Raw genomic sequence first — 15,861 nt, 5'->3', positions numbered from 1 at the left:
TATGAGCCGGGACATCACAGGTCTTTGAGGCGGCCCAGTTCGTTTTCGATGAAGCCGAGGATGTCCTTGGTACTCGCAGAGTTGAGCACGTCGGCGACAGCGATTTCACTAGTTTCCGTGCTGCTCTCGCTCATCTTCGCCAGTAGCTGCCGCAGCCGGGTGACGATGCCGTTCCGGGCGAGCTCGTCGAGCGCGGTATCGGAAAGAGCGGTCTCGAACCGGTTGAGATCGGCCAGCAATGACAACTCCGTGGCCTTGTTCGCTCCGGGCGCGATTTCCTCCAGGAGGTATTCGGCGAGGCTCACGGGAGTGGGGTAGTCGAAGATGAGGGTGGCGGGCAGCCGCAGCCCCGTCGCCGCGTTCAGCCGGTTGCGCAGCTCCACAGTGGTCAGGGAGTCGAAGCCCAGCTCGCGGAACTCCCGTCCCGGCTGGATCGCGTCCACCGACTCGTGCCCCAGCACCATCGCCGCCTGAGTGCACACCAGTTCCATCACCAGCCGCACCTGCTCGGCCTGCTCCAGGCCCGCCAGCCGCCGCACCAGCTCCGCGTCCCCGCCCGCGAGAACGGAGACCGCCGACCGGCGCCCCGCACGCACCAGGCCCCGCATCAAATGCGGCACCTCGCCCATCGCCCGCAGCACCGACAGCTCCAGCCGCACCGGCACCACCATCGCCCGATCCGACCCCACCGCCGCCTCGAACGCCGCGAGCCCCTGCTCGGCCGACAACGCCGGCATACCCGTCCGGCTGATCCGCCGCATCTCGATCTCACCCAGCGTGCCGGTCATCCCCGCGTCCTGGGCCCAGGCACCCCACGCCAGCGACAACCCCGCCAGCCCCGCAGCCCGGCGCACCTGAGCCAGCGCGTCCAAGAACACGTTGGCCGCCGCGTAGTTACCCTGACCAGGCGCTCCCACCACACCCGCAAGCGAGGAGAACACCACGAACGCCGCCAGGTCCAGGCCCCGGGTCAGCTCGTGCAGATGCCAGGCCGCATCCACCTTCGGCCGCAACACCGCATGCAACCCCTCCGCCGACAGCGACGGAATCGTCCCGTCGGCCAGCACACCCGCGGTGTGGATCACCGCGGTCAGCGGATGTTCGGCCGGGACCTGCGTCAGCAGGGCCGCCACCGCGTCCCGGTCGGCCATGTCGCACGCCGCGATGGTGACCTCGACCCCGTGCGCGATCAACTCGGCCCGCAACTCCAGCGCACCCGGAGCGTCCAGACCCCGGCGGCTGGCCAGCAGCAGATGCCGCACACCCCGCTCGGCCACCACATGCCGCGCAAACAGCCCGCCCAGACCACCGGTACCACCGGTGATCAACACCGTCCCCTCCGGATCCCAGACCCGGCCCGCCACGTCGCCCAGGTCAGAGCCGGGCGCCATCCGCGCCAGGCGCGGCACCCGCACCTCGCCCCCGCGCACCGCCATCTGCGGCTCCTCGGACACCGACATCCCCAGCAGCCTTGACAGCGGGGATTCCAGATCCACATCGATCAGCAGGAGCCGGCCCGGATTCTCCGACTGGGCACTACGGACAAGACCCCACACCGCCGCGGCCGCCAGATCGGTGACCACCTCGCCGTCGCCCGCCGCGACCGCGCCCCGGGTCAGGAACACCAGCCGCGACTCGGCGAACCGCTCCTCGGCCAGCCAGCCCTGCAACAGGTCCAGCACCCGGGCGGTCAGCGCATGCGCCGACTCCACCACCTCTCCCACCGGATCCGAGACCGCCTCCACCATCACCACGGCCGGCACCGTGCCCGCCGCCAGCGACGACAGCTCCGCGTGCACCTCCACCGCAAGGCCACCCGGCTCCCCGGCCGCCCGCAACGCGGGAGCAACCCCCAACGCGTCCGCACCCAGCACCGCCACCGACACCCCACCGGGCTCCGGCAAAGCACCCGTGGGCGCCCACTCCACCCCGAACAACGACTCCCAGCCCACGCCGACACCACCGGAGAGCGCCAGCTGCTCGGCCGAGACCGGCCGCAACACCACCGAGCGCGCCGACAGCACCGGCTCCCCGGCCGCGTCCACCGCGCTCAGCGACACCGCATCCGGCCCCGTCCTGACCAACCGCACCCGCAACACCGAAGCACCACCCGCGTGCAGGCACACCTGCTCCCACGAAGACGGCACCAGGCCACCCTCCACCGGCTCCAACCCGGCGAAGGTCACCGCGTGCAGCGCCGCATCCAGCAGAGCCGGATGCACCCCGAACGCCTCCGAGTCCGACTGCGCCTGCTCGGGCAGCGCCACCTCGGCGAACACCTCACCGTCGACACCCCGCCAGGCCGCCCGCAACCCCTGGAACACCGGACCGTAAGCGAAACCGTCCTCGGCCAGCTCCTCGTACAACCCCTCCAGCTCGATCGCGGTCGCCCCGGCCGGCGGCCACACCGCCACCTCAAACGGCGCGGCTTGCGGAGCACCGGTCGCGAGCGTGCCGGTCGCGTACCGTACCCACGGCACATCATCAGCCGACCGGGCGTAGATGCTCACGCTCCGGTGGCCCGTCTCCTGCGGAGCCCCCACCGACACCTGCATCGCGACCGCGCCCCGCTCGCCCAGCACCAGCGGCGCGGCTAGCGTCAGCTCCTCGACCAGGTCGCAGCCGACCTGGTCACCCGCCCGCACCGCCAGCTCCAGGAACCCGGCCTCCGGGAAGACCACCGTTCCGGCCACCGCGTGATCGGCCAGCCACGGATGCGACCGCACCGACAACCGTCCCGTCAGCACGACCCCATCGGAATCGGCCAGCCCCACCGCGGCGCCCAACAGCGGATGCCCTGCCGTGGCCAGACCCGCCGCCGCCATGTTCCCCGCACCGGCACTGCCATCAGGCCAGAACCGTCGATGCTCGAAGGGATAGGTCGGCAGGTCGACCCGGCGCCCACCCGGCAGCACTGCCCGCCAGTCGACCGGCACCCCGTGCACATACAGCTCGGCCAGCGCCGCCAGGGACGCCCCGTGCTCGTCGCGGTCCTTGCGCAGCACCGGCACCAGCACCGTGTGCGACTCGTGCACATGTGCCTCCGGCTCGGTCGCGATGGTGTCCTGGGCCATGGCGGTGAGCACCCCGTCGGGGCCGAGCTCCAGATACGCCCGCACGCCCTGCGCCTGCAGGGTGCGGATGCCGTCGGCGAAGCGGACCGCTCCACGCACCTGATCCACCCAGTAGTCCGGCGAGCACAACTGCTCGGCCGTGGCCGCCTGCCCGGTCAGGGTGGACACGATCGGAACCCTCGGCGCGCCATAGCCGAGCCTGCTCGCCAGCGCACGGAAGTCCGCCAGCATCGGCTCCATCAACGGCGAATGGAACGCATGCGACACCCGCAACCGCTTCGTCCTGACCCCCCGCTTCTCCAGGGCGGCGGCGACCTCAAGGACCGGCTGCTCGACCCCGGAGATCACCACCGAGACCGGGCCGTTCACCGCCGCGACCGACACCTCTTTCTCCCGCCCGGCCAGCAGGGCGGCGACCTCCTCCTCAGAGGCCTGCACCGCCACCATCGCCCCACCGGAGGGGAGCGCCTGCATCAACCGCGCCCGGCCCGCCACCAACGCACACGCATCCGACAGGGACAACACCCCGGCCACATGCGCCGCGGTGATCTCCCCGATCGAATGCCCCGCCAGCACATCCGGCCGCACCCCCCACGAGGACACCAGCCGGAACAACGCCGTCTCCACCGCGAACAGGGCCGGCTGCGCCCACCCGGTCCGATCCAGCAACCCCGCCTGCGCCTGGTCACTGCCCGGCTCGGCGAACAGCACCTCGCGCAGCGAACCGTCCAGCAGCGGATCCAGCTCGCCGATCACCGCATCCAACGCCGCCGCGAACACCGGGAACCGCGCATACAGCTCCCGGCCCATCCCCGCCCGCTGGCTCCCCTGACCGGTGAACAGGAACGCGAGCCGCGGCTCCGCTCCCGCCGCTCCGTGCACCACACTCACGCTTGGCAGATCCTCGGCCAGCGCACCCAGCCCGGCCAGCACACCCTCACGATCAGCGGCCAGCACCACCGCCCGATGCTCGAACGCCGACCGCGTCGTGGCCAGCGAGAACGCCGCATCGGCCAGCCCCAGACCAGGCTCACCGTCCAGGACCGACACCAGCCGCCCGGCCTGCGCCCGCAACGCCTGACCCGTCTTCGCCGACACCAGCACCGGCACCACACCCGCGGCAGGCACCCGGTCCTGCGGAGTGTCTTCTTCCGCCGATGTTTCCGGCCCTTGTTCGAGGATCACGTGCGCGTTGGTGCCGCTGATCCCGAACGACGACACCCCCGCCCGGCGCGGACGGCCCGTCCGCGGCCACTCCACCTGCTCGGTCAGCAGCTCCACCGCACCCGCCGACCAGTCCACATGCGAGGACGGCGCATCCACATGCAGCGTCTTGGGCAGCACGCCGTGCCGCATCGCCAGCACCATCTTGATCACACCGGCCACACCCGCGGCGGCCTGGGTGTGACCGAGGTTCGACTTGATCGCGCCCAGCAGCAGCGGCCGGTCGGCTTCACGGTTCTGGCCGTAGGTCGCCAGCAGCGCCTGCGCCTCGATCGGGTCACCCAACCTGGTACCCGTACCGTGCGCCTCCACCGCATCCACCTCGGACGGCGACAACCCCGCACCGGCCAGCGCCTGACGAATCACCCGCTGCTGCGACGGACCGTTCGGCGCGGTCAACCCGTTCGACGCCCCGTCCTGGTTGATCGCCGACCCACGCATCACCGCCAGCACCTGATGACCGTTACGGCGGGCATCCGACAACCGCTCCAGCACCAGCACGCCCACACCCTCAGACCAGCCGGTACCGTCCGCACTGTCGGCGAACGCCTTGGATCGCCCGTCGGCTGCTATCCCGCCCTGCGCATTGAAGCCGATGAACCCCAACGGTGACGCCATCACCGTCGTACCGCCGGCCAGCGCCAGCGAGCACTCCCCCTGCCGCAGCGCCTGCGCCGCCAGGTGCATCGCCACCAGCGACGACGAACACGCGGTGTCCACCGTCATCGCCGGGCCCTCCAAGCCCAGCATGTAGGACAGGCGGCCCGACAAAACGCTGGCCGAGAGACCGGTGACGCCATGGCCTTGCACATCCGTCTGGGTACTTATGATCAGGCTCGTGTAGTCTTGGCTGTTGCTTCCCACGAACACGCCGGTGTGGCTGCCCTTGAGCGAGACCGGGTCGATCCCGGCCCGCTCGACCGCCTCCCACGCCCCCTCCAGCAGCAACCGCTGCTGCGGGTCCATCGCCAGCGCCTCACGCGGCGAGATCCCGAAGAACCCCGCGTCGAACCCCGCCACATCCGCCAGGAACCCACCCTGAACATCGAGGCCCGTCCCGGACAGCAACTCCGGATCCCAGCCCCGATCGGCCGGAACCGGCGAGATCGCGTCCCCGCCCTCGGACAGCAACCGCCACAGCTCTTCCGGCGAGTTCACCCCACCGGGGAACCGGCAGCTCATCCCCACGATCACGATCGGATCGTCCGCCGTCGACGCCCTCGGCCCGGCCACCACACCCGACCCGACGGCCTGGTCCTGCCGGCCCAGCAACTCCGACACCAGGAACCGCGCCAGCACGGTCGGCGTCGGATAGTCGAACACCAGCGTCGCAGGCAACCGCAACCCGACGGCGATGTTGAGCCGGTTGCGCAGGTCCACCGCGGTCAGGGAGTCGAAGCCCAGCTCACGGAACTCACGTCCGGGCTGGACGTCCTCCCCCGAGGCGTGACCCAGCACCACCGCCGCCTGAGCGCGCACCAGCTCCACCACCAGCCGAACCCGCTCGGCCTCCTCCAGCCCCGCCAGCCGCCGCACCAGCTCCGAATCCCCGCTTGCCGAGGTGGAGACCGCCAGGCGGCGGCCCGCACGCACCAGGCCCCGCATCAGATGCGGCAGCTCGGGGAACGTACGCAGGATCGAGAGATCCAGCCGCACCACCACCACCGGCGAGTGACCCGTCGTGGCAGCTGACTCGAACGCCGCGAGCCCCTGCTCGGCCGACAGCGCCGGCATCCCCGCTCGCGCCATCCGCTGCAGATCTATCGCCCCGAGGCTGCCGGTCATCCCGGTCTCCTGCGCCCACAAGCCCCACGCCAGCGACACTCCCGGCAGCCCTTCGGCCCGGCGCAGCTGGGCCAGCGCGTCGAGGAACGCGTTCGCCGCCGCGTAGTTGCCCTGACCCGCGTTGCCCATCACCCCCGCCATGGAGGAGAACACGACAAACGCCGCAAGGTCCCGGTCCTGGGTGAGTTCGTGCAGGTGCCAGGCCGCATCCACCTTCGGCCGCAGCACCGCATCCAGCCGCTCCGGCGTCAGCGACGGAATCGTGCCATCGGCCAGCACACCGGCGGTGTGGATCACCGCGGTCAGCGGATGCCCGGCGTCCACCCGAGCCAGCAGCGCCGCCACCTGGTCACGGTCGGCCCCATCGCAGGCCGCGATCTCGACCTCGACCCCGTGCGCGATCAGCTCGGCCCGCAACTCCAGCGCACCCGGAGCGTCCAGGCCCCGGCGGCTGGTCAGCAGCAGATGCCGCACACCCCGCTCGGCCACCACGTGCCGTGCGAACAGCGCGCCCAGACCACCGGTGCCACCGGTGATCAGCACCGTGCCCTCCGGGTCCCAGACCCGGCCCGGCGCGTCGCCAACGTCAGATCCTGGCGCTATCCGCGCCAGGCGCGGGACCAGAACGTCACCCTCGCGTACCGCCGCCTGCGGCTCACCCAAGGCCAGCACCCCCGGCAGTACACCGCGCAAGGCCGACAGCGAGGCCTGGTCCTGGTCCATGTCGACCAGCACGAACCGGCCCGGGTTCTCCGACTGCGCACTGCGGACCAGCCCCCACACCCCGGAAGCCGGAAGATCAGCCACCGTCTCGCCGTCACCCGACGCGACCGCGCCCCGGGTGACGAACACCAGACGCGAATCGGCGAACCGGTCATCGGCCAGCCACCGCTGCACCACATCCAGAACGCGAGCGACCAGCGCATGCGCCGACTCCACCACCCCGGCCACCGGATCCGAGACCACCTCCGCGAGCACCACCGCCGGCACCGGATCCGCCTCGGCCAGCGCGAGCAGATCCGCATGCACCGGCACCACGTCCCCGGCCACCCGCAACGCCACCGCGACACCCAGCGTGTCCCGGCCGAGTACCGCCACCGGCACCTGGTCGGCTTCCGGCAGACCGCCTACCGCAGCCCATTCCACCCGGAACAGCGTGTCCTGCCCGGCCCCGCGACCATCGGAGAGCGCCAGCTGCCCGGTGGAAATCGGCCGCAGCACCACCGACCGCGCCGACAGCACCGGCGCACCCGTCGCATCCGTCGCGTTCAGCGACACGGCATCGCCACCCACCCTGGCCAGCCGCACCCGCAGCACCGAAGCCCCGGCCGCGTGCAGGCACACCTCACCCCAGGAGAACGGCACCCGGACAGCCTCGGAATCGTCCAGCCCCGCAAACGGCACCACGTGCAGCACCGCGTCCAGCAGCGCCGGATGCAACCCGAACGAATCCGCCTCGCCGACCCGCTCGGGCAACCTCACCTCGGCGAAGATCTCACCATCGCGCCGCCAGGCCGCCCGCAACCCCTGGAATGCCGGACCGTACCCCAGCCCTCGGGTGGCCAGCTCGTCATAAAGGCCGTCCAGCTCGATCGCGGTCGCCCCGGCCGGGGGCCACACCTCCACCTCGAACGGCGCGGCTTGCGGAGCACCGGTCGCGAGCGTGCCGGTCGCGTGCCGCACCCACGGCACCTCATCGGTCGCGTCGGCCAACCGCGAGTACACGCTCACCGCCCGGCGGTCCGACTCCTCCGCGGCGCCCACCCACACCTGTACCGCGACCGCGTCACCCTCGCCCAGCACCAGCGGCGCGGTCAGCGTCAGCTCCTCCACCAGATCGCAACCGACCTGGTCACCGGCCCGCACCGCCAGCTCCACGAACGCCGCACCCGGCACCACCACCGAGCCCGCCACCACGTAATCGGCCAGCCACGAGTGCGACGCCGACGACAACCGCCCGGTCAGCACCACCCCGTCAGAGTCGGCCCGAGGCATCACCGCGCCCAGCAGCGGATGCCTCGTCGCGGCCAGGCCCAGCACCCGGGCATCACCGCTCTGCCTCTCGCTCGGCCAGAACCGCTGGCGCTGGAAGGCGTAGGTCGGCAGGTCAACCCGGCGCCCGCCCGGCAGCACCTGCCGCCAGTCCACCGCCACCCCACGGACGAACAGCTCCGCCGCCGAGACCAGCACCCGATCCAGGCCGCCGTCCTCACGGCGCAACGTCCCGGCGATCACAGCCTCCACCTCGGCCGCATCCACGCATTCCTGGACCCCGACCGTCAGCACCGGATGCGGACTCACCTCCACGAACACCCGATACCGCTGCTCCAGCAACACCCCCACCGCCGGAGCGAAACCCACCGTACGCCGCAGATTCTCACACCAATACCCGGCCCCCAGCTCCGCACCCTCCACCCACTGACCCGTCACCGTCGACAGCATCGGCACCCGCACCGGCCCCGGCGCCACCCCCGCCAAGACCCCGGCCAGCTCCTCCCCGATCAGATCCACCTGCGCCGAATGCGAGGCATAGTCCACCGCGATCCGCCGCACCCGCACGTTCTCAGCGGCAAGGCGCTCGACCAGCTCCTCCACCGCCGCGACCTCACCGGCCACCACCACCGAGTTCGGACCGTTCACCGCAGCCACCGAGACCCGCCCGTCCCAAACCGCCACGTACTCACGCACCCGCTCGACCGGCAACGCCACCGACGCCATCGCCCCCAGCCCGGCCAACCGCTCGGCGATCAACCGGCTGCGCAACGCCACCACCCGCGCACCGTCCGACAACGACAGACCACCCGCCACCACCGCCGCCGCGATCTCCCCCTGCGAATGCCCCACCACCGCGTCCGGACGAACCCCCAGCGACTCCCACACCGCCGCCAACGACACCATCACCGCGAACGAGGTCGGCTGCACCACATCCACCCGATCCAGCCCCGGAGCGTCCTCGGTCTGCCGGACCACATCCAGCAACGACCAGTCCACGAACGGCTGCAACGCCGCCGCACACTCCGCCATCCGAGCCGCGAACACCGCCGACTCCTCCAGCAGAGCCGCACCCATCCCCACCCACTGCGCCCCCTGACCAGGGAACACCCACACCGACTTCCCCTCCACATCGGCCACACCCGCAACCACGCGCGTCGCCGACTCACCGGAAGTCACCGCCGCCAGCCCCGCCAGCAGCTCCTCATGGCCACCGCCGACCACCACGGCCCGGTGCTCGAACACCGACCGCGACGACACCAGCGACGACCCCACATCCACCGGGTTCAGCTCACCGTGTGTGTCCATGAACGCCGCCAGACGGCGCGCCTGCGCCCGCAGCGCCTCCTCGGTCTTGCCCGACACCACCCACGGCACCACATCCGCAGCCGGAGCCTGGCCCTCGCCACCCGACTCCGTCTCAGGAGCCTCCGGACCCTGCTCAATGATCACGTGCGCGTTGGTGCCACTGATCCCGAACGACGACACCCCCGCCCGCCGCGGGCGACCGGCCTCCGGCCAGTCCCTGGCCTCGGTCAACAACTCCACCGCGCCCATGGACCAGTCCACGTGTGACGACGGGGCGTCCACGTGCAGCGTCTTGGGCAGCACGCCGTGTCGCATCGCCATGACCATCTTGATCACACCGGCCACACCCGCGGCGGCCTGGGTGTGCCCGAGGTTCGACTTGACCGAGCCCAGCAGCACCGGCCGGTCCTCGGGCCGGTCCTGGCCGTACGTCGCCAGCAGCGCCTGCGCCTCGATCGGGTCGCCCAGCGTCGTACCGGTGCCGTGCGCCTCGACCACGTCCACCTCGGACGGCGACAACCCCGCGCCGGCCAGCGCCTGACGGATCACCCGCTGCTGCGACGGGCCGTTCGGCGCGGTCAACCCGTTCGACGCACCGTCCTGGTTGATCGCCGATCCACGCACCACCGCGAGCACCTGGTGCCCGTTGCGGCGGGCGTCCGACAACCGCTCCAGCACCAGGACACCCACGCCCTCGGACCAGCTGGTGCCGTCCGCGGTGTCGGCGAACGCCTTGCACCGACCATCGGACGCCAACCCGCCCTGGGCGCTGAAGTCGATGAACACCCCCGGCGTGGCCATCACGGTCACCCCACCGGCCAGCGCCAGACTGCACTCGCCCGAGCGCAGCGCCTGCGCCGCCATGTGCATCGCCACCAGCGACGACGAACACGCGGTGTCCACCGTCACCGCCGGACCCTCCAGCCCCAGCGCGTAGGCGACACGGCCGGTGACGATGCTCCCGGAGTTACCGGTGCTGACGAAAGTCATCACATCCGGCGGGAACTGAGCGCTCGTCCCGTAGTCGTGGTAGATCACTCCGGCGAACACGCCGGTACGACTGCCGCGCAACGAGACCGGGTCGATGCCCGCTCGTTCGACCGCCTCCCAGGACGCCTCCAGCAGCAGCCGCTGCTGCGGGTCCATCGCCAGCGCCTCACGCGGCGAGATGCCGAAAAATCCCGGATCGAAGTCGGTCGCGTCGATGACGAAACCACCGTCGAAGTCCAGCTCGCCACGCGCCTGCCAGCCTCGGTCCCGTGGCAGTGGGGAGATGGCGTCCTGGCCCTCGGCGACCAGCCGCCACAGATCCTCTGGAGAGCTCACCCCTCCGGGGTAGCGGCAGGCCATCGAGACGATGGCGATCGGGTCGTCCACCACCGAGGTGGCGGCCACCGGGAGAATCGCGTCGCCGTGCACGCCGAGCACTTCACTGAGCAGGTACTCACCGAGCACGGTGGGGGTGGGGTAGTCGAAGACGAGAGTGGAGGGCAGGCGCAGCCCTGTGGCGGCGTTGAGCCGGTTGCGCAACTCGAGCGCGGTCAACGAGTCGAAGCCCAGCTCACGGAACTCCCGCCGGACGTCCACCGCTTCCAAGGAGGAATGCCCGAGGACGGCGGCGGCCTGAGCCCGGACCAGGTCGATCAGCATCTGGATCCGCTTGGGGTGGTCCAGGCCGGCCAGCTGCCGGGACAGTGCCTCGCCCGCACCACCACCTCCGGCTGCCGACAGCGCGGCGGCCGTACGGCGAGTGCCCCGCACCAGCCCGCGCAGCAGCGGTGGCACCAGCTGGGCGGACATCGCCGGCAGGTTCAGCCGCACCGGGACCACCAGCGGTGAGTCCGAGCCGATGGCCGTGTCGAACAGGGCAAGCCCCTGCTCGGTGGTGATCGGCGGCAGCCCGGCGGCGGTCATCCGCTCCACGCTGGCCTGCGATAGTCCCCCGGTCATCCCGGTAGCCTGCGCCCACAAACCCCAGGTGAGCGACAGTCCCGGCAGTCCCTGCGCCTGCCGCTGGGCCATCAGCGCGTCCAGCCACGCGTTGGCCGCCGCGTAGTTGCCCTGCCCCGCGTTGCCCATCAGCCCGGCCAGCGAGGAGAACACCACGAACCCGGCCAGATCCATCTCCCGGGTCAGCTCGTGCAGATGCCAGGCCGCGTCGACCTTCGGCCGCAGCACCGCGTCCAGCCGCTCCGCCGTCAGCGAGGCGATCGTCCCGTCATCCACGATTCCAGCCGCGTGAATCACCGCGGTCAGCGGATGCTCGGCGTCGATCCCGGCCAGCAGACCCGCCACCGCATCCCGGTCGGCCATGTCGCAGGCGATGATGGTGATCCGGGCACCCCGATCGCTCAGCTCCCGGTGAAGTTCTGTCACACCGGGGGCGTCGGGGCCTCGGCGGCTGGTCAGCAGCAGATGCCGCACACCCCGCTCGGCCACCAGATGCCGGGCCAGCTCCGCACCCAGACCACCGGTGCCACCGGTGATCAGCACCGTGCCCTCCGGGTTCCAGACCCGGGGCATGGTCAGCACGATCTTGCCGGTGTGCCGGGCCTGACTCATGAACCGGAAGGCATCCCGGCCCCGGCGCACATCCCACGCCGTGAACGGCAACGGCCGCAACTCACCGGCCGCGAACAACCCCATCAACTCGGCCAGGATCTGCCGCAACCGCTCAGGCCCGGCATCCAGCATGTCAAACCAGTGATACACCAGCCCGGGGAACTGCTCCTGGCTGCGAATGTCGAGCTTGCCCATCTCGATGAACCGGCCGCCCGGACGCAGCAGCCGCGCCGAGGCGTCGATGAGCTCCCCGGTCAGCGAGTTGAGCACCACGTCGATGCCCCGCTCACCGCAGACCGCGCGGAACCGCTCCTCGAACTCCGGACTCCGGGAGGAGGCGATGTGATCGTCCGGGATGCCCAGCGAACGCAGCACGTCCCACTTGGCCGGGCTGGCCGTGGCGAACACCTCCACCCCCAGGCGCTGGGCCAGCTGGATCGCCGCCATGCCCACACCGCCGGTGCCGGCGTGCACCAGCAGCCGCTCGCCCTCCCGCAGCCCGGCCAGGTCCATCAGCCCGTAGTAGGCCGTCAGGAACGTCACCAGGATCGTCGCGGCCTGCTCGAACGAGACCCCGTCAGGGATCTTGGCCAGGACTTGGGCGCTGGTGACCACCGGGCCGAATGCGCCTTCGGTCAGACAGACCACCCGGTCCCCCGGGCGCAGGTCGTCGACCTCGGGGCCGACCTCCAGCACCACCCCGGCGGCCTCACCACCCATCAGGCCGACCTTGTCCTGGAACCAGCCCAGCGCGTTCAACCCGTCCAGCAGGTCACGGAAGTTCACCCCCGCCGCGTGCACCGCCACCCGCACCTGCCCCGCTCCCAACGGCTCAGCCGTCTCCGGGTAGGGAATGAGCTCCAGCGCGTCCAGGCTGCCCTTGGCCCGGCTGCCCAGCCGCCACCCCGTACCGGACGGAGGCAGCAGACCCGCCCCCGACACCAGCGACGCCAACCTCGGCGCCCACACCCTGCCCCCGCGCACCGCCACCTGCGGCTCACCCGAAGCCAGCACCCCACCCAGCGCACCGAGCCGCACCGACTCCTCGTCCACGTCCACGTCGACCAGCAGGAACCGGCCCGGATTCTCCGACTGGGCACTACGCACCAATCCCCACACCGCCGCGGCCGCCAGATCGGCGACCACCTCGCCATCACCCGCCGCGACCGCCCCCCGGGTGACGAACACCAGCCGCGACTCGGCGAACCGCTCCTCGGCCAACCAGCCCTGCAACAGTCCCAGAACCCCGGCCGTCACCTCATGCGCCGAAGCCACCACCTCCACCGCCGACCCGGCCGCGACCTCGGCCAGCACCACCCCCGGCACCGACCCCGCCTCCGCCAGCGCCGACAGATCACGATGAACCGCGACCGACTCCCACCTCCTCGCAAGACCCAGCGCGTCCGGCTCGAACGCCGCGAAGCCGACCATCGCCACCGGCACCGGGTCGGCCACGGTGACCTCGGAGAGCGTGGTCCACTCCAACCGGAACAGCCCATCGCGCTCCATCACCTGGCCACCACCCGCGGCGGCGATCTGACCGGGCAAGAACGGACGCAGCACCAGCGACCGCGCCGACAGCACCGGCTCCCCGGCCGCGTCCACCGCCGTCAGCGTGACCGAGTCGGCAGCGGTCCGAAGCAGCCGCACCCGCAACATCGCCGCACCTGCCGCCTGCAGGCTCACCTCACTCCAGGAGAACGGCAACCGGCCCCCCTCCACCGGCTCCAGCCCGACGAACGGCACCGCGTGCAACGCCGCGTCCAGCAACGCCGGGTGCACCCCGAACGCACCCGCACTCGACTGCGCCTGCTCGGGCAGGACGACCTCGGCGAACACCGCACCGTCGACACCCCGCCAGGCCGCCCGCAACCCCTGGAACACCGGACCGTAGGCGAACCCGCCCGCGGCCATTCCCTCGTACAACCCATCCGTCTCGATAGCGGTCGCGCCCTGCGGCGGCCACACCGCCGCGTCGAACGGCACCGCGGGAGACGTGCCGGTCGCGAGCACACCGGCAGCCAAAGTGCCGGTCGCGTGCCGCACCCACGGCACATCGTCCGCGGCCTGCGCCGACCGGGCGTACACGTTCACGCTCCGGCGGCCCGACTCCTGCGCGGCGCCCACCCACACCTGCACCGCGACGGCGTCGGTCTCGCCCAGCACCAGCGGCGCGGTCAGCGTCAGCTCCTCCACCACATCGCAGCCGACCTGGTCACCCGCCCGGATCGCCAGCTCCAGGAACCCGGTACCCGGGAAGATCACCGTCCCGGCCACCGCGTGATCGGCCAGCCACGGATGCGACCGCACCGACAGGCGGCCGGTCAGCAGCACACCGTCGGAGTCGGCCAGCCCCACCGCGGCGCCCAGCAGCGGATGACCGGCTGTCGCCAGCCCGGCCGCGGCCACGTTGCCCACCTGGGAACCTGCCCCCTCAGGCCAGTACCGCTGGTGCTCGAAGGCATAGGTCGGCAGATCGACCCGGCGCCCGCGCGGAAGCACCGTCTGCCAGTTCACCGGCACGCCGTGCACGTGCAGACGAGCCAGCGCCTCGGTAACGGCCTCCTGCTCGTCCCGGCCCCCGCGCAACACCGGCACCAGCACCACGTCCGAATCCGGCCCGGAGGCCGGTTCCACGTCCGAGCCGGACTTTGAGGCCTGATTCGCGGCACTCGGGCCCGAGTCCGCCATCAGCGTGTCCTGAGCCATGGCGGTCAGCACCCCGTCGGGGCCCAGCTCCAGATACGCCCGCACACCCTGCGCGCGCAGGGTGCGGATGCCGTCGGCGAAGCGGACCGCTCCACGCACCTGATCCACCCAGTAGTCCGGCGAGCACAACTGCTCGGCCGTGGCCGCCTGCCCGGTCAGGGTGGACACGATCGGAACCCTCGGCGCGCCATAGCCGAGCCTGCTCGCCAGCGCACGGAAGTCCGCCAGCATCGGCTCCATCAACGGCGAATGGAACGCATGCGACACCCGCAACCGCTTCGCCCGCACCCCCCGCTCCGCCAGCGCCGCGGCGACCTCAAGGACCGGCTGCTCGACCCCGGAGATCACCACCGAGACCGGGCCGTTCACCGCCGCGACCGACACCTCTTTCTCCCGCCCGGCCAGCAGGGCGGCGACCTCCTCCTCAGAGGCCTGCACCGCCACCATCGCCCCACCGGAGGGAGCGCCTGCATCAACCGCGCCCGGCCCGCCACCAACGCACACGCATCACTCAGGGACAACACCCCGGCCACATGCGCCGCGGTGATCTCCCCGATCGAATGCCCCGCCAGCACATCCGGCCGCACCCCCCACGAGGACACCAGCCGGAACAACGCCGTCTCCACCGCGAACAGGGCCGGCTGCGCCCACCCGGTCCGATCCAGCAACCCCGCCTGCGCCTGGTCACTGCCCGGCTCGGCGAACAGCACCTCGCGCAGCGAACCGTCCAGCAGCGGATCCAGCTCGCCGATCACCGCATCCAACGCCGCCGCGAACACCGGGAACCGCGCATACAGCTCCCGGCCCATCCCCGCCCGCTGGCTCCCCTGACCGGTGAACAGGAACGCGAGCCGCGGCTCCGCTCCCGCCGCTCCGTGCACCACACTCGCGCTTGGCAGATCCTCGGCCAGCGCACCCAGCCCGGCCAGCACACCCTCACGATCAGCGGCCAGCACCACCGCCCGATGCTCGAACACCGGACGGGTCGTGGCCAGCGAGAACGCCGTATCGGCGAGCGCCACCTCACGATGGCCCGCCACATGCGAGGCCAGCCGATCCGCCTGCTCCCGCAATACCCCTGCCGTACGGGCCGACACCAGCACCGGCAGCACACCCGCACCCGCGGCCGGCGCATCGTCCCGCGCCGCCGTTCCGGCCTCGATCCGCGGAGCCGCCGGCCCCTGTTCGAGGATGACGTGCGCGTTGG

At 71.7% G+C, this 15,861-nt stretch carries 2 protein-coding genes (1 of these 2 only partly in view); both read right to left on the bottom strand.

Features of this window, described 5'->3' with window-relative positions; all coding sequences use genetic code 11:
• Positions 1-14: 14 nt before the first annotated feature.
• Complete coding sequence (locus tag OG884_RS30780) at positions 15-15,101, bottom strand: SDR family NAD(P)-dependent oxidoreductase (RefSeq protein WP_326638679.1); 15,087 nt, start codon at positions 15,099-15,101, stop codon at positions 15-17.
• A protein-coding gene (locus tag OG884_RS30775; protein ID WP_442811750.1) for an SDR family NAD(P)-dependent oxidoreductase crosses the window boundary here: on the bottom strand, positions 15,020-15,861 show its 3' end. The gene runs 34,795 nt beyond the window's last position; the window shows 842 of its 35,637 coding nt (coding positions 34,796-35,637); the start codon falls outside the window, past its right edge; its stop codon occupies positions 15,020-15,022. Before OG884_RS30775 ends, OG884_RS30780 begins: the two co-directional genes overlap by 82 nt.

Source organism: Streptosporangium sp. NBC_01755 (assembly GCF_035917995.1).
Taxonomy (GTDB): domain Bacteria; phylum Actinomycetota; class Actinomycetes; order Streptosporangiales; family Streptosporangiaceae; genus Streptosporangium.
The sequence above is the reverse complement of the archived record's forward strand: the minus strand, read 5'-3'. Positions and strand labels throughout refer to the sequence as shown.